This window comes from Frateuria sp. (genome assembly GCF_035695185.1).
In the GTDB taxonomy this organism is placed as follows: Bacteria; Pseudomonadota; Gammaproteobacteria; order Xanthomonadales; family Rhodanobacteraceae; genus Frateuria_A.
Window position 1 is genome coordinate 1 of record NZ_DASSES010000008.1, and the last position, 23,349, is coordinate 23,349.

24 protein-coding genes are annotated in these 23,349 nt (G+C 70.9%); 13 read left to right on the top strand and 11 right to left on the bottom strand.

Annotation, left to right across the window (positions count from 1 at the left end):
- Window positions 1-546 (top strand): PhzF family phenazine biosynthesis protein (locus VFH59_RS00275; RefSeq protein WP_325162883.1); only part of this gene is annotated, 546 nt, incomplete at its 5' end.
- Window positions 543-1,010, top strand: a complete 468-nt coding sequence (locus VFH59_RS00280) for a YaiI/YqxD family protein (protein WP_325162884.1) — start codon at window positions 543-545, stop codon at window positions 1,008-1,010. The genes VFH59_RS00275 and VFH59_RS00280, both read left to right, overlap by 4 nt.
- Before the next feature lie 64 nt (window positions 1,011-1,074).
- Here the strand turns inward: VFH59_RS00280 and VFH59_RS00285 are convergent, their stop codons facing one another.
- Window positions 1,075-1,950 (bottom strand): NAD(P)-dependent oxidoreductase, encoded by an 876-nt coding sequence (locus VFH59_RS00285; protein ID WP_325162885.1) that lies wholly within the window; start codon window positions 1,948-1,950, stop codon window positions 1,075-1,077.
- Window positions 1,951-2,107: 157 nt separating this feature from the next.
- Entirely contained in the window at window positions 2,108-3,283 is a 1,176-nt protein-coding gene (locus VFH59_RS00290; protein ID WP_325162886.1) for an NAD(P)/FAD-dependent oxidoreductase, read from the bottom strand.
- Window positions 3,284-3,371: 88 nt separating this feature from the next.
- On the opposite strand from VFH59_RS00290, the gene VFH59_RS00295 reads away from it, so the two are divergent.
- Window positions 3,372-3,854, top strand: a complete 483-nt coding sequence (locus VFH59_RS00295) for a YajQ family cyclic di-GMP-binding protein (protein WP_325162887.1) — start codon at window positions 3,372-3,374, stop codon at window positions 3,852-3,854.
- A gap of 61 nt (window positions 3,855-3,915) precedes the next feature.
- On the opposite strand, the gene VFH59_RS00300 is transcribed toward VFH59_RS00295, so the two are convergent.
- Together VFH59_RS00300 and VFH59_RS00305 are read right to left on the bottom strand one after the other, a co-directional pair.
- The gene (locus tag VFH59_RS00300) at window positions 3,916-4,596 is read right to left on the bottom strand and encodes a DUF1345 domain-containing protein (RefSeq protein ID WP_325162888.1); all 681 of its coding nucleotides are present in this window, start codon (window positions 4,594-4,596) and stop codon (window positions 3,916-3,918) included.
- A gap of 67 nt (window positions 4,597-4,663) precedes the next feature.
- Window positions 4,664-4,939, bottom strand: a complete 276-nt coding sequence (locus VFH59_RS00305) for a GNAT family N-acetyltransferase (protein ID WP_325162889.1) — start codon at window positions 4,937-4,939, stop codon at window positions 4,664-4,666.
- A gap of 142 nt (window positions 4,940-5,081) precedes the next feature.
- Between VFH59_RS00305 and VFH59_RS00310 the strand changes: the two genes are divergently transcribed.
- Window positions 5,082-5,507 carry an OsmC family protein gene (locus VFH59_RS00310; protein ID WP_325162890.1) on the top strand — a complete coding sequence of 142 codons (426 nt, stop codon included), beginning with the start codon at window positions 5,082-5,084 and terminating at the stop codon, window positions 5,505-5,507.
- A gap of 10 nt (window positions 5,508-5,517) precedes the next feature.
- Here the strand turns inward: VFH59_RS00310 and VFH59_RS00315 are convergent, their stop codons facing one another.
- A complete protein-coding gene (locus VFH59_RS00315) occupies window positions 5,518-6,711 on the bottom strand; it encodes a GGDEF domain-containing protein (protein WP_325162891.1) in 1,194 nt (397 codons plus the stop codon).
- Window positions 6,712-6,889: 178 nt separating this feature from the next.
- On the opposite strand from VFH59_RS00315, the gene VFH59_RS00320 reads away from it, so the two are divergent.
- From VFH59_RS00320 to VFH59_RS00335, 4 genes are all read left to right on the top strand, one after another.
- A complete protein-coding gene (locus VFH59_RS00320) occupies window positions 6,890-8,764 on the top strand; it encodes a 3'-5' exonuclease (RefSeq protein ID WP_325162892.1) in 1,875 nt (624 codons plus the stop codon).
- 165 nt (window positions 8,765-8,929) lie between these two features.
- Window positions 8,930-10,420, top strand: coding sequence for a S10 family peptidase (locus VFH59_RS00325; RefSeq protein WP_325162893.1), 1,491 nt, complete (start codon window positions 8,930-8,932; stop codon window positions 10,418-10,420).
- Between the two features lie 55 nt (window positions 10,421-10,475).
- Window positions 10,476-11,555, top strand: coding sequence for an aromatic ring-hydroxylating oxygenase subunit alpha (locus VFH59_RS00330; protein WP_325162894.1), 1,080 nt, complete (start codon window positions 10,476-10,478; stop codon window positions 11,553-11,555).
- A gap of 141 nt (window positions 11,556-11,696) precedes the next feature.
- A complete protein-coding gene (locus VFH59_RS00335; protein WP_325162895.1) occupies window positions 11,697-12,983 on the top strand; it encodes an amino acid permease in 1,287 nt (428 codons plus the stop codon).
- A gap of 6 nt (window positions 12,984-12,989) precedes the next feature.
- Here the strand turns inward: VFH59_RS00335 and VFH59_RS00340 are convergent, their stop codons facing one another.
- Window positions 12,990-13,880 (bottom strand): LysR substrate-binding domain-containing protein, encoded by an 891-nt coding sequence (locus VFH59_RS00340; RefSeq protein ID WP_325162896.1) that lies wholly within the window; start codon window positions 13,878-13,880, stop codon window positions 12,990-12,992.
- 96 nt (window positions 13,881-13,976) lie between these two features.
- Here VFH59_RS00340 and VFH59_RS00345 point away from each other — a divergent pair, with 96 nt between their 5' ends.
- From VFH59_RS00345 to VFH59_RS00355, 3 genes are all read left to right on the top strand, one after another.
- Window positions 13,977-14,564: a LysE family translocator gene (locus VFH59_RS00345; protein WP_325162897.1), complete on the top strand. Its 588-nt coding sequence runs from the start codon at window positions 13,977-13,979 to the stop codon at window positions 14,562-14,564.
- A 15-nt stretch (window positions 14,565-14,579) separates the two neighbouring features.
- Complete coding sequence (locus VFH59_RS00350) at window positions 14,580-15,164, top strand: NADPH-dependent FMN reductase (RefSeq protein ID WP_325162898.1); 585 nt, start codon at window positions 14,580-14,582, stop codon at window positions 15,162-15,164.
- Between the two features lie 77 nt (window positions 15,165-15,241).
- Complete coding sequence (locus VFH59_RS00355; protein WP_325162899.1) at window positions 15,242-16,330, top strand: hypothetical protein; 1,089 nt, start codon at window positions 15,242-15,244, stop codon at window positions 16,328-16,330.
- On the opposite strand, the gene VFH59_RS00360 is transcribed toward VFH59_RS00355, so the two are convergent.
- The 3 genes from VFH59_RS00360 to chrA all read right to left on the bottom strand — a co-directional run bounded on the left by VFH59_RS00360 (window position 16,302) and on the right by chrA (window position 18,780).
- Complete coding sequence (locus tag VFH59_RS00360; protein ID WP_325162900.1) at window positions 16,302-16,799, bottom strand: acyl-CoA thioesterase; 498 nt, start codon at window positions 16,797-16,799, stop codon at window positions 16,302-16,304. The genes VFH59_RS00355 and VFH59_RS00360 overlap by 29 nt on opposite strands.
- A gap of 32 nt (window positions 16,800-16,831) precedes the next feature.
- Window positions 16,832-17,326 carry a GNAT family N-acetyltransferase gene (locus VFH59_RS00365; RefSeq protein WP_325162901.1) on the bottom strand — a complete coding sequence of 165 codons (495 nt, stop codon included), beginning with the start codon at window positions 17,324-17,326 and terminating at the stop codon, window positions 16,832-16,834.
- A 62-nt stretch (window positions 17,327-17,388) separates the two neighbouring features.
- Window positions 17,389-18,780, bottom strand: a complete 1,392-nt coding sequence (gene chrA / locus VFH59_RS00370; protein WP_325162902.1) for a chromate efflux transporter — start codon at window positions 18,778-18,780, stop codon at window positions 17,389-17,391.
- 146 nt (window positions 18,781-18,926) lie between these two features.
- On the opposite strand from chrA, the gene VFH59_RS00375 reads away from it, so the two are divergent.
- On the top strand, window positions 18,927-19,940 hold the full coding sequence (locus VFH59_RS00375) for a YncE family protein (protein WP_325162903.1): 1,014 nt from the start codon (window positions 18,927-18,929) through the stop codon (window positions 19,938-19,940).
- 15 nt (window positions 19,941-19,955) lie between these two features.
- Here VFH59_RS00375 and rlmKL read toward each other — a convergent pair whose 3' ends face one another.
- Together rlmKL and VFH59_RS00385 are read right to left on the bottom strand one after the other, a co-directional pair.
- Window positions 19,956-22,151 carry a bifunctional 23S rRNA (guanine(2069)-N(7))-methyltransferase RlmK/23S rRNA (guanine(2445)-N(2))-methyltransferase RlmL gene (rlmKL, locus tag VFH59_RS00380; protein WP_325162904.1) on the bottom strand — a complete coding sequence of 732 codons (2,196 nt, stop codon included), beginning with the start codon at window positions 22,149-22,151 and terminating at the stop codon, window positions 19,956-19,958.
- On the bottom strand, window positions 22,148-22,666 hold the full coding sequence (locus VFH59_RS00385) for an alpha/beta hydrolase (RefSeq protein ID WP_325162905.1): 519 nt from the start codon (window positions 22,664-22,666) through the stop codon (window positions 22,148-22,150). The genes rlmKL and VFH59_RS00385 overlap by 4 nt, the downstream gene beginning before the upstream one ends.
- A gap of 66 nt (window positions 22,667-22,732) precedes the next feature.
- Here VFH59_RS00385 and VFH59_RS00390 point away from each other — a divergent pair, with 66 nt between their 5' ends.
- Window positions 22,733-23,287 carry an N-acetylmuramoyl-L-alanine amidase gene (locus tag VFH59_RS00390; RefSeq protein ID WP_325162906.1) on the top strand — a complete coding sequence of 185 codons (555 nt, stop codon included), beginning with the start codon at window positions 22,733-22,735 and terminating at the stop codon, window positions 23,285-23,287.
- The last annotated feature ends 62 nt before the right edge of the window (window positions 23,288-23,349 follow it).

The following is a 23,349-nucleotide window of genomic DNA, read 5'->3' on the forward strand; positions in this document are numbered from 1 at the left end:
GAGGGCGAGGGCGAGGCGCGCGACCTGTTGCTGAAGTCGCCCGACGAGCGCGTGCTCGCCACCGGCCGTGATGCGCACCCGTTGCTCGCGGCCGCACTGGCCGGCACCGGGCCCGGGGCACTGCCGCCGGCCCTGGTCGACGGCGGACGGCGCTGGTGGCTGGCCGAGGTGGCGGACGAGGCGAGCCTGCGTGGCTGGCTGCCCGACCACAGCGCCATCGGCGCGCTCGCCCGCGCCACCGGCAGCATGGGCCTTTGCGCCTTCGCGCGAAGCGATGCGCGCGATTACCAGCTGGTGGTGCGCGCCTTCCCCGCCGGCGTGGGCATCGTCGAGGACCCGGCCTCCGGCGCCGCCAACGGCCTGATCGCCGCCTACATCGCCCAGGCCGAGCCGCACGGTCCGCTGGCACGCGGCTACGCGATCAGCCAGGGTCGGGAAATGGGCCACGACGCGCGTCTGCTGGCGCGCATCGAGCCCGAAGCCATCTGGGTGGGTGGCCGTGCGCGCACCGTGGTCGACGGCCTGCTGCACTGGAACGGGTCGTGAGCAGGACGCCACAGATCTGGGTCGACGCCGACGCCTGTCCCGGCCCGGTCAAGGAAATCCTGTTCCGTGCCGCCGAGCGCGCGCAGGTGCCGGTCACGCTGGTTGCGAACCAGATGCTGCGCACGCCGCCCACGCGCTGGGTGCGGGCGATCCAGGTGGCCGGCGGTTTCGACGTGGCCGACAACGAGATCGTGCAGCGCCTCTCGGCGGGCGACCTGGTGGTGACGCAGGACATTCCGCTGGCCGCGCAAGCGATCGACAAGGGCGCGCTGGCACTGCATCCGCGTGGCGAGCTCTACACCCGCGAGACGATCGCGCAGCGGCTCTCGATGCGCAATTTCATGGACGAGTTGCGCGGCGCCGGCGTGGACACCGGCGGGCCGGCCGCATTCCACGCGCGCGACCGGCAGGCCTTCGCCAACCAGCTGGACCGCTGGCTGCAGCAACGGCCGAAGACCTCCTGAGGGCAGGCTTCAGGCCGCCGGCCGGTCATCCCCGGCGCCGGTCGGCTGACGCGCGCCCTTGCGGTCACTCGAGATGCGCGCGGCGCGCGGCGACCTGCGCCAGCGCGGCCCAGTCCAGCCCTTCGCCGCCGGATGCCAGCGCCTCGATGAGCGCGTCGCGCACCACCCCGGCGAACGGCAGCGGCACCCGCGCCGCCTCGCCCGCGGCAAGCGCGAGGTTGACGTCCTTCAGGCCCAGCGGCAGCGCGAAGCCGGGCGGCGCGTAGCGCTCCTCGGCGATCAGCCGGCCATAGCCCTGGTAGGCCGGGGCGGCGAACAGCGTGCTGGTCATGATCTCCAGGAAATCGGCCGCGGCAACGCCATGCGCGCGGGTGAGCGCACTGGCCTCGGCCATGCTCTCGATCGCCGAGGCCAGCATGAAGTTGCCGGCCAGCTTGACCACGTTGGCCCGCTCGGGCGCCTCGCCGACCGGCCACAGCCGGCTGCCCAGCACCTCGAGCAAGGGGCGCACCGACTCGACCGCGTGCGCCTGCCCGGCGACCACGATGTTGAGCTTGGCTGCGGCGGCCATGTCCGGCCGGCCGAACACCGGCGCGGCGACGTAGCCCAACCCGCGCTGTGCATGCGCCTCGGCCAGCTCGCGCGCCAGCGCCACCGAGATGGTGGCGTGGTTGACGTGCACCGTGCCGCGGTCCATTTCGTCCAGCACGGCGCCGTCGAGGAACACCTCGCGCACCGCCTGGTCATTGGCCAGCATGCTGTGCACGACCTGCCCCTGCACTGCCCGCCCGGGCGAGCGTGCGACCTTGGCGCCGAGCGAGGCGAGCGGCGCGGTGGGGCCTTCGGAGCGGTTCCACACGGTCAACGCGTAGCCCGCGGCGAGCAGGTTGCTGGCCATGGCGCTGCCCATCGCGCCCAGGCCGAGGAATCCGACGTTCATGCGTGTCTCCTGGAATGCCCTTCGACTGCGGCCTGCGACCTATGCCCGGGGCGAACGGTCGGGATCGGGGATCGTTCGCGCCGGGCGTGGCCCGCGCCATCGGGGGGAGTCGAAGCACCGGAGTGCAGCATGCACCGCGTTGACGACATGCGAACAGCTACACGACTTCGCCGGCGGCATGCCCCGACGCCCATGCCCACTGGAAGTTGTACCCGCCCAGCCAGCCGGTGACGTCCACCACCTCGCCGATGAAGTACAGCCCCGGCACCCGCTTCGACTGCATCGTGCTGGAGGACAGTCCGTCGGTGTCCACACCACCCAGCGTCACCTCGGCGGTGCGGTAGCCCTCGGTACCGCTGGCGACCAGCGGCCAATCGTTGAGGCGCGCGCCGATCGCCGCCAGCTCCGCCTCCCGGTACTGGCGCATCGGCCGGTTGCCGAAGTCGAGCTCGCACAGCCGTTGCGCGAGCCGCTTGGGCAGCGCGTCGCCGAGCACGGTCTTGAGCTCCGCCGCCGGGCGCGCGGCGCGCTGGGCAGGCAGCCAGTCGGCGGCGTCGCGGTCGGGCAGCAGGTTCAGCCGCAGCTCGTCGCCCGGTTGCCAGTAGGAAGAGATCTGCAGGATCGACGGGCCGCTCACGCCCCGGTGGGTGAACAGCAGCCCCGCGCGGAACGCCTGTCGCCCGCACCGCGCCTCGGCGGGCAACGCCACGCCGGCCAGGTCCGCGTAGCGCTCCTGGTGTTTGCCGCTCAAGGTCAGCGGCACCAGTCCGGCGCGCGTGGAGCGTATGTCGTGGCCGAACTGGCGCGCCAGCTCGTAGCCGAAGCCGGTCGCGCCCATGCTGGGGATCGAGAGGCCGCCGCTCGCCACCACCAGCGCCTCGGCGCGCACCTCGCCGCGCGCGGTGGTCACGCTGAAGCCGGCCTCGCCATGGCGCACGCGCTCGACCGCGCAGCCAGTCTCGACCCGCACGCCGGCCGCCGCGCACTCGTCCAGCAGCATGCGCACGATCTGCTTGGAAGAGTCGTCGCAGAACAGCTGGCCCAGTTCCTTCTCGTGGTAGGCGATGCGGTGCTTTTCCACCAGCGCGATGAAGTCCCACGGCGTATACCGGGCCAGCGCGGACTTGGCGAAATGCGGGTTGGCCGAGAGATAGTTGGCCGGGGTGACGCCCAGGTTGGTGAAATTGCAGCGCCCGCCGCCGGACATCAGGATCTTCTTGCCCGGCTTGTTGGCGTGATCGAGCACCAGCACGCGCCGGCCGCGCCGCCCGGCGGTGATCGCGCACATGAGGCCGGCGGCACCCGCGCCGATGATGAGGACGTCGGTTTTCATGGATCGGGGGCAAGCGCGCACCGGGCGCCGGTCGCGCATTATGGCCGAGCGCTTACACTTTCCGCTCCCAACGCGAGGTTTCCCCACCATGCCCTCCTTCGACGTCGTCTCCGAAGTGGACAAGCACGAACTCACCAACGCGGTCGACCAGGCCAACCGCGAGCTGGCCAGCCGTTTCGACTTCAAGGGCACCGACGCGGTGTTCGAGCTGGACGGCTACGTGATCACCCAGCGCGCGCCCAGCGACTTCCAGCTGCAGCAGATGCTCGACATCCTGCGCGGGCGGCTGACCAGCCGGAAGATCGACATCCGCGCGCTCGACGTGGCCGAGCCGGAGGTGAACCTGGGCGGGGCGCGGCAGAAGATCACCGTCAAGCAGGGCATCGAGCAGCCGGTCGCCAAGAAGCTGGTGGCGGAGCTGAAGGCCGCCAAGCTGAAGGTCGAGGCGCAGATCAACGGCGACAAGCTGCGCGTGACCGGCAAGAAGCGCGACGACCTGCAGCTGGCGATCGCATTGCTGCGCAAGTCGGAGGCGGAGGTGCCGCTGCAGTTCGACAACTTCCGCGATTGACCGTGACGGAAGCCGGGGCGCTTCCGGGCGCTCCGGTAGGAGCGCCTGCAAGGTCAGGCCGCTACGAGCCCTGGCCGGCGACGATGTTCACGCTCACCGCCACGATGAACACGTTGAAGAAGAACGCGACCACGCCGTGGACCAGCACCATCCGGCGCAGACCGCGACTGCTGACCTGCACGTCGGAAACCTGGAAGGTCATGCCGATCACGACCGCGAAGTAGGCGAAGTCCCAGTAGTCGGGCTCGCCGTCGCCGGGGAAGTCCAGCCCCCTGTGCTGCTCCCCATAGTCGCCGTAGTAGCCGTGCGCGTAATGGAGCGCGAACAGCGTGTTGAGGAAGGCCCAGCTGAGCATGATGCTCGCGGCCGCCACCACGATCGCGAGCAGTCCGCCGGTCTTGCCGGCCTCCAGTTCGGTGCCCAGGGCCACCAGCACCACTGTCGAGATCGCCACCCCGCTCCACAGGATGCCCCAGCGCCCCGCATCCTGGCGCCGCGCCTTCTCGCGCATGCTGTCCGGCGTCGCCCGGTGGAACTCGCGCAGCTGCAGGCCGATGAAGCACAGCGCGCCGGCGTCGAAGCCGAGCAGGAACGCCGGCGCCGGATGCATGCCCAGCCCCCACGTCGCAACGGCAACCACCAGCAGCACGAAGCCGCCGGCGGCCAGCGGGGGCCGCGCACGCAACGCGTGGAAGACGCCGCGGTGGCGATGCCGCCGGGCATGGGGATCCGCTCCGCTCATGAGGCCTCCTGCGACCGGCACCGGCCCCAGTGTGGCCGAGCCCGCCCGCCGGGCACAACGGCGGGGATCAGGCGCGCAGGTCCGCGAACTCGGGGTGGCGACGCAGCCACGCGGCCGCGTAGGCGCAGGCGGGCACCACCGTCCAGCCCTCGGCGCGGGCCGTCTCCATGGCCGCCTGGGTCAGCGCCGAGGCGATCCCGCGGCCTTCCACCGGCACCGGCACGCCGGTGTGGGTGATGGTCATGACCGTCCCTGCCAGCCGGTAGTCCAGCTCGCAGTGCTGGCCATCCACCACGGTTTCGAAGCGCCGGGTGGCCGGGTCGTGGCGGATGTCGAAGCGCATGCCGTTGCCTGGTCGGAGGAGGTACCCAGCTTACGGCCGGCGCCGGCAAAACGTGCGTGAAGCGCGCCGCGGCCCCCGTTCGCGCCGCCTGCATGACAGGCCGCCCACACTGGCCCGTCCATCGGCTCACGGGAGATCCGCCATGAAGAAATCCGCCTCCGCCACCTGGTCCGGCGGCCTGCAGGACGGCCAGGGCACGATCTCCACCGCGACCGGCGTGCTTCGTGAGGCGCCGTTCGGCTTCAAGTCGCGCTTCGAGGACGGCCCCGGCACCAACCCGGAGGAGCTGATCGGCGCGGCCCTGGCGGGCTGTTTCTCGATGGCGCTGTCGCTGGGCCTGGGCAATGCCGGGCTGACCCCCGAGCAGATCGAGACCCGGGCCCAGGTGACCCTGGACAAGCATGGCGAGGGCTTTGCCATCACCGCCATCGCGCTGCACTGCCGCGCGCGGGTGCCCGGCGCCGATGCCGACACCTTCCAGCGCATCGCGCAGGAGACCAAGCAGGGTTGCCCGGTTTCCAAAGTGCTCAAGGCCGACATTTCGCTCGACGCCGCGCTGGACGCCTGATCGCCGTACCTCAGGCGGACAGGCGCCTGGCTGCCAGCATGGGATCGGCCGCCATGACCCGGTTGCGGCCGGCATGCTTGGCCGCGTAGAGCGCCGCGTCCGCCCGTTGCAGCAGGCGCGCCACATCGGTTTCGCCCGGCTCGGTCGCCGCCACGCCGATCGACACGGTCAGCTGCAGCAGGTGTCCGTCGACCAGCAGTGGTGTGGATTCGACCGTACCGCGGATGCGCTCGGCCAGCACCAGCGCCTGCTCCAGGCTGGTGTCCGGGGCAAGCACCACGAATTCCTCGCCACCGATGCGGCCGATCGCGTTGCCCGCGCGCAGCGTGGCGCGGATGCTGCCGACCAGCGCCAGCAGCACCTTGTCGCCGCCGCCGTGGCCGAAGCGGTCGTTGACGCTCTTGAAGTGGTCGGCGTCGATCATCAGCACGCACATCGGCCGGCCGGCCCGATTGGCCTGGGAGAGCATCCGGGTGGCGCTTTCGGTCAGCGCCAGGCGGTTCTTCACGCCGGTCAGTGCATCGACCCGGGCCAGCACGTGCAGCTCGTGCTGCAGCGTCTCGTTGTAGAGCAGCAGGAAGCCGATGCTGAGGAACAGCGGTTGCATGCCGGAGAGCAGCACGTAGAAGTAATTGACCACGGCCGGCTGGATGATGTCCGCCGGCGGATCGAGATCGAACCACAATTGCCCGTTGCGCCAGATCAGCAGCAGTGCCGAGGCGGAGCACATCACCAGCAGGATCAGCCGCGCCCGGGAACTGCGCCTGGGGCCGCCGCGCAGCAACGCCCGCATGCGCAGCCCGATGTCGGCCACGATGGCCGCCGAACCCCACAGCACGCGCACGCGGTAGTCCGGGTCGATCACGCCGAACCAGGCCACGCCGAGCCAGCCGATCACGCCGATCGCCAGCGTGGTGCGCCAGCGCAGCGAGTCGCCCAGCAGCATGCGCAGCGCGACCACCGACATGCCCTGGGCCAGCAGGTTGAGCGCGTTGCCGCCAAGCACCAGCTGCGCCGGATGCAGCCAGGCCTGCGCCGCCAGCATGCCCCAGCCGGCCGATTCCACCGCCAGGGCGCCGGCGCGCAACTTGAGGCTGGTACGCACGGCGCCCGGTCCGCCCTGGGTGCCGGCCCACAGCAGCATGGCCAGCACCAGCGACTGGACGGCACTGATCAGCGACAGCGTTTCGATATGCATGGGCATGCTGGGCTCTCCCCGCGCCCGAACGTGACGATGGCTCCCGCCGTGGAAGTCGCGTGTCCGCGATGGCGTCCCGTGCCTGGTCGTCGCCCGTCGTATCGGCGCTGGCAGAGGCGACTTTAGCGTTGACAGCGGTGCCGAGTCCGTTACTTTCCACGCAAAACGCCCGAACGGACGCCGGATGGCCACCCTGATCCCGACCCTGAACAGCTGCCTGCCCCGAATGACCGCGGGCGAGAAGCGCTTCGCCCAGCGGCTGGAACAGAAGCTGGAGGAGGACTACCTGCTCTGGTACGACGTACCGGTGGGCCTGAAGCAGCGCCGCCCGGACTTCGTGGTGTTCCACCCGCGCCGGGGCGTGCTGGTGCTGGAGGTGAAGGACTGGAAGGCCGAGACGATCCAGCACGCGGACAGCACCCAGTTCACGCTGGTCACCGAGCGGGGCCTGGTGAAGGAGAACCATCCGCTGCTGCAGGCGCGCGCCTATGCGCTGGAGATCGGGGTGGTGCTCGAGCGCGACCCGGCCCTGCGCTTCCCGCCCGGGCACCGCCACGCCGGCAAGATCATCATGCCGTGGGCCTGGGGTGTGGTGCTGGCCAACATCAGCCGCAAACAGTTCGAGGAGGGCGGGCTGGACGCGGTGATCCCGCCGCACCTGGCGATCTGCCGCGACGAATTCTACGAGTCGGTCGACCCGGAGGACTTCCAGGAGCGGCTGTGGGCGATGTTCCCGTATGCCTTCCCGGTGGCGCTGACGCTGCCGCAGATCGACCGCGTGCGCTGGCACCTCTTTCCGGAGCTGCGGGTGGAGGCCGGCAGCGGTCAGTTCGGCCTGTTCGGCCCGACCGACGCGGCGGTGCGCCCGCTCGAGATCCCCGAGCTGGTCAAGGTGATGGACGCCCAGCAGGAGCAGCTGGCGCGCTCGCTGGGCGACGAGCACCGGATCGTCCACGGCGTGGCCGGCTCGGGAAAGACCATGATCCTGGGCTTCCGCGCCATGCAGCTGGCGCGCGCCATGAACCGGCCGATCCTGGTGCTCTGCTACAACAAGACGCTGGCCGCGCGGCTGGAACAGCTCATCGGCGAACGCGGCCTGGCCGAGAAGGTGCAGGTCTACAATTTCCACAAGTGGTGCCACAAGATGCTCACGGCCTACCACGTGGAATTGCCGCCCAAAGGCTCGGACGGCTTCTTCGAGCAGATGGTCGAGCGGGTGATCGACGGCGTCGACCGGGGCCAGATCCCGCGCTTCCAGTACGGCGCGGTGCTGGTCGACGAGGGCCACGACTTCGAGCCGGACTGGTACAGGCTGATCGTGCAGATGATCGACCCGGCGACCAATTCGCTGCTGGTGCTCTATGACGACGCGCAGAACATCTACGGCAAGGCCGACCGGCGCAAGGTCAGCTGGAAGAGCCTCGGCATCCAGGCGCAGGGCCGCACCACCATCCTCAAGCTCAACTACCGCAACACGCTGGAGATCCTGGCGGTGGCGCGCGGCTTCGCCAACGAACTGTTGATTGAGCGCGACGACGACGGCGACGGCGTGCCGCTGGTCGCCCCCGAGAGCGCCGGCCGCCGCGGCGCGGTGCCGGAGCTGATCCGCGTGGACACCGCGCCGGCCCAGCTCACCGTGCTGGTCGCCCAGTTGCGCGACGAGCACGCGCACGGCCGGCCGTGGTCCGACATAGCGGTGATCTTCCGCAACCAGTGGGAGGGCGAGAAACTGCACGAGGCGCTGGAGCGCGAGGGCATCCCCAGCCGGCTGGCCGAGGGCCGCGGCAAGGGTGCGCTGTTCGCGGTGGGCGACACGGTCAAGCTGGTGACCATGCATTCGAGCAAGGGGCTGGAGTTCCCGTTCGTGATCATCCCGGGCCTGGGCTCGCTGCCCAAGGAGGGCAAGGACGAGGCCGAGGAGGCGCGCCTGCTCTACGTGGCGATGACCCGCGCGACCGAGCGGCTGGTGCTGATCCACCACGACGACTCGGTGTTCAGCAAGCGCATCCGCGATGCAATCAACCAGGTGCAGGACCAGCTGGTGGCGCTGCCCGCCTGACGCCGCCCCCTGTGGGAGCACCCTTGGGCGCAACCGCCACATCAGGGTCGCGCCCAAGTGCGCTCCTACAGGAAAGGCCGGCTCCCCGCCCATGCCTTTAGGCACACTCCCGCCCCGCTGCCAGCCGCTAGGCTGGGGTTTTTCGTCCCCAGGGGAAATCCACCCGTGCGCAAGACCCTCCAGGCCACCCTGCTGGCCGCCTCGCTGCTGGCCGGCCTCGCCGCTCCCGCCATCGCTGCCGACAAGCCCGCCGCCGAAGCCGGCCACGGCGACTACCACCTGCCGCCCTTCCCCGCCGACGCCCACGTCCAGCAGACCGCGCAGATCGACGGCCGCACGCTCAAGTACACCGTCACCGTCGGCTCGCTGCCGGTGCGCGACGCGAAGGGCAATACCGTGGCCGAGGTGGTCTACACCGCCTACACGATGGGCGGCGGCGACCGCCCAGTGACCTTCGCGCTCAACGGCGGCCCGGGCGCGTCCTCGGTCTACCTCAACCTCGGCGCGATCGGACCCAAGCGGGTCAAGTTCGGCGTGGAGGGCGACAACCCCTCCGACCCGGCCACCCTGCACGACAACCCCGGCAGCTGGCTGCCCTTCACCGACCTGGTGTTCATCGACCCGGTCGGCACCGGCTTCAGCCGCGCGCTGGTGGACGACAAGAAGGCCACCGAGCTCTTCTACAGCACCGACAACGACATCAAGTACCTCTCGCGCATCGTGTACGACTGGCTGGTCAAGAACGGTCGCCTGCAGTCGCCCAAGTACCTGGTCGGCGAAAGCTACGGCGGCTTCCGCGGTCCGCGGGTCACCGACTACCTGCAGACGCAGCTGGGCGTGGCGATGAAGGGCGTGGTACTAGTGTCGCCCTATCTCGACCCGGCCGCGTCCGACGACGAGAACGTCTCGCCGCTGCCGTGGATGCTGACCCTGCCCTCGATCGCCGCGGCGCACCTGGAGCGCGAGCACAAGCTCACGCCCGAGGCGATGGCCCAGGTGATCGAATACACCCGCGGCCAGTACGCCACCGACCTGATGCGTGGGCGCTCCGATCCGCAGGCGACTGCGCGGGTGGTCAGCAAGGTCACCGAGCTGACCGGCCTCGACCCGCTGTTCGTGCGCCGTGCCGGCGGCCGGCTGGAAACGCAGGCCTACCTGCGCGAGGTCTACCGCGCCGAAGGCAAGCTGGGCAGCCGCTACGACTCCAACGTGACCGCCTGGGACCCGTTCCCCTACGCGCCGCGGCAGATGACCGGCGATCCGATCCTCAACGGCATCATCGCGCCGACCACCACCGCGATGGTCGACTTCGTCACCCGCACCGTGGGCTGGAAGTACTCCGGCCGCTACAACGCGCTCAGCTACCAGGTGAACAAGCTCTGGCACCAGGACGACGACGCCATCGAGGGCTCGGTGTCGCAGCTGCGCGAATCGGTCGCCAACGACCCGGGCCTGCGCGTGCTGATTGCGCACGGCTGGGACGACCTGTCCTGCCCGTTCATGGCCTCGGAGCTGATCGTGGACCAGATGCCGCCGATGGGCGACCCGACCCGCGTGCAGGTCAAGGAGTATCCCGGCGGCCATATGTTCTACGCCCGCCCGGACAGCCAGGCGGCGCTGCTGAAGGACGTCAAGGCGCTCTACGGCGTGCGCTGATGATGTAGGTTGGGATGCGCGATCCAGCGCATCCCGACCCCCTCCGGTGCCCGCCATGACCGAGCTGCTCCCGCCCGACCTGCTCGCCGCCCAGCCGCTCGATCACGCATACGCGCTTTCGGCGCGCTGCTATACCGACCCGCGCATGCCGGCGTTCGATGCCGGGGCGGTGTTCGCGAAAAGCTGGCAGTTGGTCTGCCACCAGTCCCAGCTTGCCGGCGTGGGTGATCACCTGGTCACCACCGTCGCCGGACTGCCGCTGGTCGTCGTGCGCAGCGACGCGGCAACCATCCGTGCCTTCCACAACGTGTGCCGGCACCGCGCCGGCCCGGTCGCCAGCTGCGACGGCAAGGCTGCGAGCGCATTGCGTTGCCGCTACCACGGCTGGACCTACGGCCTGGACGGCGTGCTGCGCGGCGCGCCGGAGATGGGTCGCGCGCCCGACTTCGATCCCTCCACGATCCGCCTGCCGGAAGCACGCGTGCAGGTATGGCAGGGCCTGGTCTTCGTCGCCACCGGCGAGGCGCCGACGTTCGGGGAGGTCGTCGAAGGCATCGACGCGCGCCTGGGCGAAGGTCGCGCGCTGGCCGGCTTCGAGTTCCACCATCGCGCCAGCTGGGAGGTGGCCTGCAACTGGAAGGTGTACGTGGACAACTACCTGGAGGGTTACCACGTGCCGCACATCCATCCGGGCCTGAACAGCGTGCTGGACTACCGCAGCTACGTCACCGAGACCGCGCGCTGGTACTCGTTCCAGTACAGCCCGCTGGAGAGCACCGACGAGCTCTACGGCAGCGGCGAAGCGCTGTACTACTTCCTCTACCCCAACACGATGCTCAACATCCTGCCCGGCCGGCTGCAGACCAACCGCGTATTGCCGCTCGGCGTGGACCGCTGCCGCGTCGAGTTCGATTTCTACTACGCACCGGATGCGAGCCCGGCGGCCCGCGCCCGCCGCGAACGCGACATCGCCTTCAGCGACGAGGTGCAGGACGAGGACGTGACCATCTGCGAGGACGTGCAGCGCGGGCTCGCGTCCGGCTCCTACGAGAGCGGCCGGTTGAACCCGCTGCGCGAGAACGCCGTGCACCATTTCCACGAACTGCTGCGCCGCGCCTACCGCGAGCACGCATGAACACCACGCCCCGGACGCCCTCCCCTGCTTGCAGGGGAGGGCTGGGGGGGTGACCCGGGGCTCGCCGGCAGGCTCACGCCCCTCCCGATCTCCCCTGCAAGCAGGGTGAGGAGCACAGCCGGCGCGCTGGAAGGAACTCGCATGAACAGCAATGCCAGGCCGCTCGGCCAGGCCGCCTTGATCGCCCTGGTGGTCGGCAACATGATCGGCTCGGGCGTGTTCCTGCTGCCCGCGGCACTGGCGCCGTACGGCGCGGCGAGCCTGCTGGGGTGGACGCTGACCCTGGGCGGCGCACTGCTGCTGGCGCTGGTCTATGCCTGGCTGGCACGCGCGATCCGCAACCATGGGGGCGCCTACGGCTACGCGCGGCGTGCGTTCGGCGACGGTATCGGCTTCGTGGTGGCCTGGAGTTACTGGGTGTGCACCTGGAGCGCGAACGCGGCGATCGCGGTGGCGTTCGCCGGCAGCCTCGGCGCGCTGTGGCCTGCCGCCACCGCCACGCCGTTGCGCGCGGCCACCTGTGCGCTGGGCGCGCTGTGGCTCTGCACGGCGGTGAACCTGGCCGGTGTGCGCGAGGCGGCGCGCGTGCAGATGCTGACCACGCTGCTCAAGCTGGTGCCGCTGGTGTTGTTCGGACTGGTCGGGCTGGGCTGGGTGCATGCCGACGCCTATCGGCCGTTCAATCCGAGCGGGCTGCCGCTGCTAGGCGTCGCCACCTCGGTGGCCGCCCTCACCCTGTGGGCCATGCTCGGCTTCGAGGCGGCCACCGTGCCGACCGGCGTGGTACGCGACCCCGAGCGCACGGTGCCGCGCGCCACCGTGATCGGCATGCTGGTCGCGGGCCTGGCCACCATGCTCGCCTGCACCGTGGTGATCGGGCTGCTGCCGCCGGAGGAGCTGCGCCGCTCGGCGGCGCCGATGGTGGCCGCGGCGGTCCGGGTGTGGGGGCCGGCGGCCGGCATCGTGCTGGCCGCCGTGGCGACGGTCTCCTGTTTCGGGGCGCTCAACGGCTGGGTACTGCTGCAGGCGCAGACGCCGCTGGCGGCGGCGCAGGACGGGCTGTTTCCGGCGCGCTTCGCCCGGCTCGACCCGCGCGGCACGCCGACCTTCGGCCTGGTGCTGGGCAGCGGCCTGGCGAGCGCGCTGATCGTGGCCAATTACAGCCGCACGCTGGTCGCGCTGTTCACCTTCTCGATCCTGCTCTCCACCGCCACGACGCTGCTGCCCTACGTGGTCAGCGTGCTGGCCTGGTGGCGGATCGAACCGGCCGCCCGCCCGTGGCGCCGCCTGCTCGCCGCCGGGGCGCTGGGCTACGCGCTGTGGGCGCTGGTCGGCACCGGTGTCGAGTCGCTGCTGTGGGCCGCGGTGCTGGTGGCGATGGGCCTGCCGGTGCTGTTGTGGCAGCGCCGGCGCTCGGCCCTTCCGTAGGCGTGGCTACGGAGCCGAGGCCTGCCAGCGCAGCCAGTCGATGACGGCGGCGACGGCGGGGCGGGGGCGCCCGGCATCGGGGCGCACGATCCAGTAGGCGCTCCCCAACGGCACCTCCAGGGCACCAAATGGGCGCACCAGCGTGCCGCCCGCGAGGTCCTCGGCCACCAGGCGATGGCGCGCCAGCGCCACGCCCTGCCCCTGCTGCGCGGCGCGCAGCACCAGGTCCGAGGCCGCATAGCGTGCGCCGCCCTGCAGCGACAGGCCGGCCGGTCCGTGCGCGCGGCGCCACAGCTCCCAGGCCGCCTGCGGGTCGCGGTCGTGCAGCAGGCGCAAGCCGGCCAGCCGGGCCGGCCGCGCCGGCCGGCCATGGTCCTGCCAGTAGGCCGGGCTCATCACCGGGTACAGCGCATCGTCCATCAACGCTTCGCAGTGCAGCCCCGGCCACGGGCCGTGTCCCATGCGCACGGCCAGGTCCACGCGGCCGTCGGCGAAGCCTTCCAGCTTCTGGTCGACCAGCACCGACAGTTCCACCTTCGGATGGGCCTGCTCGAACGACGGCAAGCGTGGCAGCAGCCAGCGGATGGCGAACGAGGGGGTGGTCGACAGGGCGACCGCATGCGCCGGGCGTGCCTCGCGCAGCAGCGCCACCGCGCGCTCGATCTCGCCCAGTCCGGTGCAGACGGCCCGGCCGAGCGCTTCGCCCTGCGGCGTGAAGGCGAGCCCCGCGCGGCCCGCGCCGGCATGCAGCAGCGGGACGCCCAACCAGCGGTCGAGCTCGCCGAGGTGACGACTCACCGAGGAATGGGCCATGCCGAGTTCCCGTGCGGCGGCGCGCACGCCACCGTGCCGGTAGACCAGGGCGAAGGCGCGCAGGGCGTTGAGGGGCAGTTCCATGGTCGGAATTCTAGACCATTGATTCCCGCCCGCCGACCACCGCCCGGCGCCACGCTATGCGTGCTGCCGGGACGGTAGCGCCGCCACGGGAACACCATGCACGACCTGCTCGCCTGCGCCGGCCTGCTGCTCGCCGCCGCGATCACGCCCGGACCGAACAACCTGGTGGTGCTTCGCGAGGCCGGGCGTGGCGGGCTGCGCGCGGCCGCCGGCCCGATCGGCGGGATCGTGCTCGGCGGGCTGGCCCTGCTCGCGGTGGTCTCCGCCGGCGCCGGCACGCTGTTGTCGAGGCACGCCACATTGCGCGCGGCGCTCGCGCTTCTCGGCGCGAGCTACATGGCGTGGTTGGGCCTGCGCCTGCTCGGCCGCCCCCGCCCCATGGCGTCGGGTTCGGACGCCATGCCGACCCGTGCACTCGGCCTGTTCGGTTTCCAGTTCCTCAACCCCAAGGGCTGGGCCATGGTCACGGCGATCGTCGCCGCGAGCCCCGCCGACGATCCGGCCGGCTACCTCCCGCTCGCCCTGCTGTTCACCGCCATTCCGCTGGCCTGCCTGCTGCTGTGGAGCCTTGCCGGCCAGCGACTCGCCGCGCAGCTGGCGCAGCCGCGCCCGCGGCGCCGCATCGATGCCGCGATGGGCATCCTCCTGCTCGCCAGCGCCGCCCTGCTGCTGGCCGATCTTTGACCGACGGAGAAGACCATGACCGACCGCCCCCTTCACCTGCTGGCCCTCGCCGGCAGCCTGCGCCGCGCTTCCTGGAACCGCCGGCTGCTGCAGGCGGCCGCCACGCTCGCGCCGGCAGGCGTCACGCTAGAGGTCTACGACGCACTGGCCGACGTACCGCTGTTCGACGAAGACCTGGAGTCCTCCTCGCCGGAGGGTCCGCCGGGCGTGCTCGCATTGCGCGACGCGATCGCCGCGGCCGATGGCCTGGTGATCGCCACGCCGGAGTACAACCACGCCCTGCCCGGCGTGCTCAAGAACGCGCTGGACTGGCTCTCGCGCGATGACCAAGCCCTGGCCGATCGCCCGGTGGCCGTGCTCGGCGCGAGCAGCGGCCCGTGGGGGACACGACTGGCGCAGGCCTCGCTGCGCCAGGTCCTGCACACCTGCGGCGCGCTGGTGATGCCCTCGCCCACGCTGTTCGTCGCCAATGCGGCGGAGCGCTTCGATGCGCAGGGCGCACTCGCCGATGCCGCGACGCGCGCGTCGCTGGAACGGTTCCTGGGCGCATTCGCCGGGTGGGTCCATCGCGTCGCACCGTCCTGCGCGGCTATCACGTAGTCCGGAGGCAACGTAGGGTGAACGGGTCGAGCCGATGCGAACGTCCCGTGCACCACGCGGTTGCTAACCTGCGGCGGATGTATGGATTTTCCCGCGCCGCCGACACCCCTGCCCGCTACGCGCCGCCCGTCCGGCCGGCCCGCGACGCCTGGAAGGACAATGCCCGCCTGGCCCTGATCACGCTGGTTGTGTTCGGCCACTGTCTCGAGCCGCTGCGCGGGATCGCCGCGGTCGATGCCCTGTACCGCTTCCTCTACCTGTTCCACATGCCGGCCTTCGCCTTCCTGTCCGGCGCCGTGGCGGGAACCGAGGTGGACCTGAAGCTGCTCAAGCGGATCGCCTTCCGGTTGCTGCTGCCGTACCTGCTGTTCCAGGCCCTGTACGCGCTGGCCGCGCAGACGCCCGGCTGGCCGGACCCGGGTCCCAAGGGGATCACCACCCCGTACTGGCTGCTCTGGTACCTGCCGAGCCTGGCTGCCTGGCGCCTGTTGTTGCCGGTGTTCATGCGGCTGCGCTATCCGCTGGTGTTCGCCTGCCTGCTTGCGCTGACGGCCGGCTGGGCGGACGACGTGGGCTACCGCATGTCGCTCTCGCGTACCGCCTCGTTCTTTCCCTTCTTCCTGATCGGGCATCTTTATTGGCCGGCGTGGCGCGAGCGCCTGCGCGGACCGCTGGTGTGCGCGCTGGCGATCGCCATGCTGCTCGCGCTGGGCTGGGCGGCCGGCGCCGTGCCCGACCCGCGCTGGCTCTACGGCAGCAACGGCTACACCGCCCTGGGTGTGGACGATGCGGCGGGCACGCTGTGGCGGCTGGTGCGGCTGGGGGCGGGGGTCGTCGGCAGCGCGGCGTTCCTCGCCCTGGTACCGCGTCGCGCATTCGCCGCCACGGCGGCGGGCGGACGCAGCCTGCAGGCGTACCTCGCGCACGGGTTCATCGTGAAGTTCGCGGTCGCCGCGGGACTGTTCGCCTGGCTGGAGGCGGGCCTGCCGCCGCTGGTGAACGCGCTGGTGCTGCTCCTGGCCGCGTGGGTGCTGGTGCGCCTGCTGGCAAGCGTACCGGCCGCGCGCCTGCTCAGTCCGCTGACCAGCCCGCAATGGCTGGAGCGGTACCTGTGGCGCGTACCCGCCAACCAGGAAATCAGGCGACCGGCGAGGCCGCAGGCCTGAGCACCGCCACCTGCTGCTCCATCGTCTTGGACAGTTCCATCAGCCGCCGGGCGTAGTCCTGCAGGCGGCGGTCCTCCTCGGTTTGCGGTTCCCAGCGCGGTACCGGCGTGGGCTTGCCGTCGGGGCTGTCCAGCGCGACGAAGACCATCACGCAGCTGGTCGCCAGGCGCTGTTCGCCCTTGCGCAGGTCCTGCGCCAGCACGTCGACCGCCAGGTGCATGCTGCTGGTGCCGGTGTGGATCAGCCGCGCCCGCACCGTGACCAGGTCGCCGATCAGGATCGGCGCGATGAACTGGATGCCGCTGACCGACACGGTCACGCAGTACGCGCCGCTCCAGCCGACCGCGCAGGCGTAGCCGGCCTGGTCGATCCATTTCATCGCCATGCCACCGTGCACCTTGCCGCCGAAGTTGACGTCGGTGGGCTGGGCGAGGAAGCGGAAGGTGACTTCGTTCTGCTGGCCGGGCATGGCGGTCCTGTGGTGTCGGTGGCAGCGGCCGATTATGCCCGCACGCGCGGGCCGTCGAGTTCCAGCGCCATCGGCGTGGTCCGCACGCCGGCCGGCGAGAAGCCCTCCGGCCCGGTCGCGGTAAAGCCCAGATGCTCGTACACCGGCACCGCCACGCGGGTGGCGTTGAGGGTGAACCGACGCGTGCCGGCGCGGCGCACCGCATCGGCCATCGCCCGCCGCCACAGCCGGGAGGCGATGCCGCGGCCCTGGTAGCGCGTGCCGACGAAGAACTGCACCAGGTGGCGGTCGTCGCGCATGCCGGCGATGCCGACGAGCACGTCACCCAGCCAGGCCAGGTGGAAGCGCTGGCCCTCCCGCATGTGCTCGCGCTGGACCCGCGTGCCCAGCCGCGCCAGCAGCGCCTGGCCAGCCTCACGGGACTGATCGGGCAGGATCCAGCGGCGCGCCACGCGCCGCGCCAGCACGCTGATGGCGCGCGCGTCGTCGGGACGCGCCAGGCGCAAGTGCAGGCTTGGATCAGGCATGCGAGCCTCCGCCATCCGATGGGGCAGTGTGCGCGGCCGCTCGACCGGACGCCATGTTCCGCCTAGAGCGCCCCGGCGAGCCACCACCAGGCCAGCGCGATGGCGCCGCTTCCCAGCAGCACCCGGCCCATGCCGAGCTTGAAGCGGAGCATGGCCACCATCGCGACGGCCGCGATCAGGGCCGGCAGCCATTGCAGCGTGGCCCAGGCCGGGCTTTCCAGCCGCAGCCAGCCATAGTGGCGCTCGTCCACGCGGGCGAACACGGTATGCAGGGTGAACCACACCGAAAGGTTGAGCACCACCCCCACCACGGCAGCGGTCACCCCCGACAACGCCGCATGCAGTGCGCGGTTGCTGCGCAGCGCCTCGACGTAGGGCGCGCCCAGGAAGATCCACAGGAAGCACGGCGCAAAGGTCACCCAGATGGTCAGCACCGATCCGGCCACGCCGGCCAGTAGCGGTGATAGGCCGGTCTGATGCTGGTAGGCACCGAGGAAGGCGACGAACTGGACCACCATGATCAGCGGTCCGGGCGTGGTTTCGGCCAGCGCCAGGCCGTCGAGCATCTGCCCGGGACTGATCCAGTGGAAGCCGGTCACGGCCCGCTGGGCGATGTAGGCCAGCACCGCGTAGGCGCCGCCAAAGGTGACTACCGCGGTCTGGCTGAAGAACAGCCCCTCGCCCGCCAGCACGCTGTGCCGGCCGAACGCGGCGATCACCGCCAGCACCGGGATCCACCAGATCGCCAGCCAGGCCAGTGCCACCCGCCATGCGCGTGCGCCCGAAGGCCGCGTGTGTGTCAGCCGCCCCTGCCCGAGCAGGCGGTCGATGAGGAAGTCGGACGATGCATCCGCCGCGGACGAGGCCGGCGCCGGGAAGCTGCGCGGTGCCCACCAGCGCCCCAGCAGCCCGCACAGGCCTGCGCCCAGCACGATCAACGGAAACGCGACGCCGAAGAAATAGATCGCCACGAAGGCCAGCCCGGCGATCGCCACCATCATGCGGTTCTTCAGCGCCTTGCGGCCGATCCGGATGACCGCCTCGACCACCACCGCCAGCACGGCCGCCTTCAGCCCGACGAACACCGCCAGGACCAGCGGGACCTGCCCGTACAGCGCGTAGACGACGCTCAGCGCCAGGATCGTGACGAAGCCCGGCAGCACGAACAGCACCCCGGCCACCAGCCCGCCGGCGGTCCGGTGCAGCAGCCAGGCGATGTAGATCGCCAGCTGGGTCGCCTCTGGCCCCGGCAGCAACATGCAGTAGTTGAGTGCATGCAGGAAGCGCGCATCGCTGATCCATCGCCGCGTGTCCACCAGCTCGCGATGCATCAGCGCGATCTGCCCGGCCGGGCCGCCGAAGCTGAGCAGGCCGATCCTGGCCCACACGCGGGTGGCTTCGCGCAGCGAGACCGGCATCGGGCTGTCTGCTTCGGTGGGAGCCGGTCGTTTCATCGGCGCAGGTCCGGCGGGGGGAGCGATCGGGTCCGCGAGGCTGCACCGGTCCGCTGGCCTACGCATGCAGGTCCGCGGTGGGTGCACGACGGCGGTGTTATAAGCGCGGCATCTTACGCTGCGCGCAGCCCCGGAGGAGGTTGGCCATGCTGCCCGGAGCCCTTCGTTGCCGGCCGGTCCTGACGGGCCTGGCGCTCGCCCTGCTGGCCGCCGCCTCGACCGCCTGTGGCCAGGCAAAGCCGACCTTGCCGCTCATCACCGTTGCCGACGCGCCGCTGACCGGTCGCGCCACGCGCTGGGATTACGCCAGCCTGGATCCGGCGCGGCATCGCCTGTTCCTGGCCCACCTTGGCGATGGCGTGGTCAGCGTGTTCGATACGCGCCGCCAGCGGGTGGTCGCCGACATTCCCGGCGTGAGCCAGGTGCACGGCGTGCTGGTGGTTCCCATGCTGGACCGCGTCTATGCCTCGGCCACCGGCACGAACGAGTTGGTGGCGATCGATGCCAGCCGCCTGAAGATCCTCGCCCGGGTGCCCACGGGCGACTATCCGGATGGAATGGCCTATGCGCCCAGGGCCCACAAGCTGTACGTGTCCGACGAGCACGGCGGCAGCGAAACGGTGATCGACGTGCGGAGCAACCGGCGCGTGGCCACGATCCCGCTCGGCGGCGAGGTGGGCAACACGCAGTACGACGAAGCATCTGGTCACATCTTCGCCAACGTGCAGACGCGCGCCGTGCTGGCCGAGATCGATCCGGCCACCGACAAGGTGGTCGCGCGCATCGCGCTGCCGGGCGCCAAAGGCAACCATGGCCTGTCCATCGACGTTCCGGCGCGGCTCGCCTTCATTGCCTGCGAGGACAACGCCACGCTGCTGGTGCTCGACTTGCGCAGTCGCCGCGTGACCGCCTCTTTCGACGTGGGCGAGGAGCCCGATGTGCTCGCCTTCGACCCGGCGCGGGGCTGGCTGTACGTGGCCAGCGAATCGGGCGAGGTCGCGCTGTTCGAGGTCAAGGGTCGCCAGGTGCGCGCGCTCGGCCGCGGGATGCTCGGCCCGAATGCGCACGTGGTGGCGGTCGACCCCGCCACGCACCTCGCCTATTTCCCGTTGAAGGACTGGAAGGGCAAGCCGGTGCTGCGGATCACCAGACCCCGGTGACCCGCTCGCGACGGGCTAGCGGCGTCCCCTGCGACGCAGGTGCTGGACGCTTTCTTCCCATGGCGAGGCCTGCGCGTGCAGGCGCAGCAGCCAGCAACCGTGGATGTCGGCGCGGCGGGCGAAGTCGAACGGGATGCTGGCGGCGCTCCAGTCCTCGATGCTGAAGCGCTCCTCCAGCGCCGCGACGTCGAGCTTGAAACGGCGGAAATTGTTGGAGAACACCACCACGCCGTCGCTGGCCAGGCGATCGGCGCAGGCCAGCAGCAGCGCCGCATGGTCGCGCTGCACGTCGAAGTCTTCGGCGCGCTTGGAGTTGGAGAAGGTCGGCGGATCGACGTAGATCAGCCCGTAATGGCCGCGGTCCTGGCGCAGGAACGTGGCGGCGTCGGCCTGCACCAGCCGGTGCGCCGCGCCGGTGAAGCCATTGAGCGCCAGGTTGCGCGAAGCCCATTCCAGGTAGGTGCCGGAAAGATCCACGCTGGTCGTATCGCGCGCGCCGCCGGCGGCGGCGTACACGCTGGCGGTGGCGGTGTAGGCGAACAGATTGAGGAAGCGCTTGTCGCGTGCCAACTCCCGCAACTTCGCGCGGACCAGCCGGTGGTCGAGGAACAGGCCGGTGTCGAGATAGTCGGTGAGGTTGACCAGGAAACCGAGGCCGCCTTCCTCCACTTCGTGGAACTCGCCGCGCTGGTCGAAGCGGCCGTACTTGGCGCCGCCCTTGCCACGCTCACGGGTCTTCAGTGCAATGCGCTCGCGCGGCACGCCGAACACTTCGCCGGCCACGCGCACGATCTCGCGCAGGCGCGTGCGCGCCACCTCGACCGGCACCTCGGCGGGTGCGCGGTATTCCTGTACGTGCAACCAGGGTTCGGCATCCGCGCGACCGTAGACGTCGACGGCCGCCGCGTACTCGGGCAGGTCCTGGTCGTAGGCGCGCCAGCAATGGATCCCTTCGCGCGCCAGACGCTTGCGCTGGTGGCGCACGGTCTTTTCCAGCCGGTTCTTCAGCATCTGCGCGCCGGGCGAGAGCGGTTTGCGCTCGCGCGGGGCGGTTTCCTTCGGCGACAGCTCGAAGGTCAGCAGCACGGTTTCCAGCGCGCCGTTGTAGAGCACGTAGCGCTTGTCCGCGTGCAGCCCCAGCGCGCGGCCGAGCTCGGCGTCGCCCGCCAGCACCGCGCCGCGCCAGCCGGTGAAGCGCGCGCGCAGCGCATCGCCCAGCGCACGGTAGAGCTGCGGCATTTCGGCGCGGTCGCCGAGGCGCTCGCCATACGGTGGATTGGTGATGACCAGCCCGGTGGCCTGGCCGAGCGGCGGCGCGGCATGCGCGACGTCGTGCTTTTCCAGCGTGAGGAAGCCGGCCACGCCCGCTTCCTGTGCGTTGCGCTTGGCGGTCTGCACCATGCGCGGATCGGCGTCGGAACCGAAGAACACCGGGCGCAGGTTGCGCAGGCCGGCCTCGGCGCGCCCGCGCGCATCCTCCAGCAGGCCGCGCCACAGCGCGATGTCGTGCTGTTGCCAGCCCAGGAAGCCAAAGTAGTCGCGGCGCAGGCCAGGCGCCACGTCGGCGGCCATCAGTGCGCCTTCGATCAACAGCGTGCCAGAGCCGCACATGGGATCGAGCAACGCGCCGCCATCGGCGTAGACCTGCGGCCAGTGCGCACGCAGCAGCATCGCGGCGGCGAGGTTTTCCTTCAGCGGCGCCTCGCCCTGTTGCTCGCGCCAGCCGCGACGATGCAGCGGCGTGCCGGCGAGGTCGAGCGAGAGCGTGGCGCGGTCGCGCTTCAGGCGCAGGTTCAGGCGGACGTCCGGTTCCTCGGTGTCCACGCCCGGGCGCGAACCTTCGCGCTGGCGGAACTGGTCCACCACCGCGTCCTTCGCGCGCTGGGCGATGAACTGGCTGTGCGTGAGCTTGCTCAGCGCGGTGTGCGCATCGACCGCCAGCGTGCCGTGCGGCGCCAGGTGCGCGGACCAGTCGATCGACTGCACGCCGGCATAGAGTGCCTCGTCGTCCGGCGCCTCGAACTCCGCCAGCGGGAGCAGGATGCGACTGGCCAGGCGCGACCACAGGCAGGCACGGTAAGCGGTTTCCAGCGTGCCGGTGAAGCGCACGCCGGCGAGCGACTCGTGCGCCTCGGGGGCGCCGAGCGCGAGCAGCTCGTCGCGCAGCAGGTATTCCAGGCCCTTGGGGCAGGTGGCGAAGTAGTTGCTCATGCCAGCGCGTCGAGAAAGAGGGCGAACTGGCGTTCGATCGCCGGGAGGCTGTTGCTCAGTCGATGGTCGTCATCAAGCGCCAGCAGCGGCAATCGGTAACGGGAAGAGAAGCGTTCGATGCCGTCGATGGGGCAGACCTCGTCGCGCCAGCCGTGGACCAGCAGGGTCGGCACGTCCTGGCGTAGGTCCAGCTCACTGTCCACGCCCGGGATCGCCGACGGCGTGGCAAGCAGGAACAGGCCAGCGACGGGGTGCTCGAGCGAGGCCAGGGCCGAAACGAATGCGCCCATGCTGGAACCGACCAGCACCGGGGGCGCTTCGCAGGCGGCGATGGCGGCGTTCAGGCGCGCCAGTCGCGGCGCCACCGAGCCGGCGTGGCCGTGCGCATCGTCCTGGCGATAGTCGGGCCGCTGCGTGCGCCAGCCGCGCGCCTCGGCCAACACCGCCAGCGCGCTGACCTTGGTGGCCTCCGGGCTTGCGTCGGAGCCGTGCGAAAGAAGGATCGTGCCGCGCATCGCTCGGAACTCCGGGCCGCCGTGTGGACCGCGCATGATAGCCGGTGCCGTGCGAGACTTCCCTTCATGCCCGCGATCATCGACCTGCCGCTGCCGTACGTGGACCGCCTGCCGGAGCGTTCTTCCGAAGCAGTGACGCTGGTGGTAATCCACTGCACCGAGCTGCCCGACCTGGCGACCGCACGGGAGTACGGCGAGAAGGTCTTGTACGAGAGTGGCGCCGGGAACAGCGGGCATTACTACATCGATCGCGATGGCACGATTCTCCGTTACGTCCCGGGCACCCGCGTCGCGCATCACGTGCGCGGGCGCAATGCGGATTCGATCGGCATCGAGCTGGTCAACCGCGGGCGTTATCCGAACTGGTTCGTGGCGGGCAACCAGACGATGGGCGAGCCATACCCGCAGGTGCAGGTGGAAGCGCTGCGTACCCTGCTCGTGCAGCTCCGGCAGGAGTTCCCCAACCTGCGTGCCATCGCCGGACATGAGGATCTCGATACCGCGCGCGTGCCGGCCAGCGACGATCCGGCCGTGATGGTGCCGCGCAAGCTCGATCCCGGCCCCTTGTTCCCGTGGGTCGCGATCGTTCCCGCGTGCGGGCTGGAGCGGGTTCGGGCCTGACCGGTCTTCCCCGCGAGCCCCCGCCCCTCACCCCAACCCTCTCCCCGGAGGGAGAGGGAGCC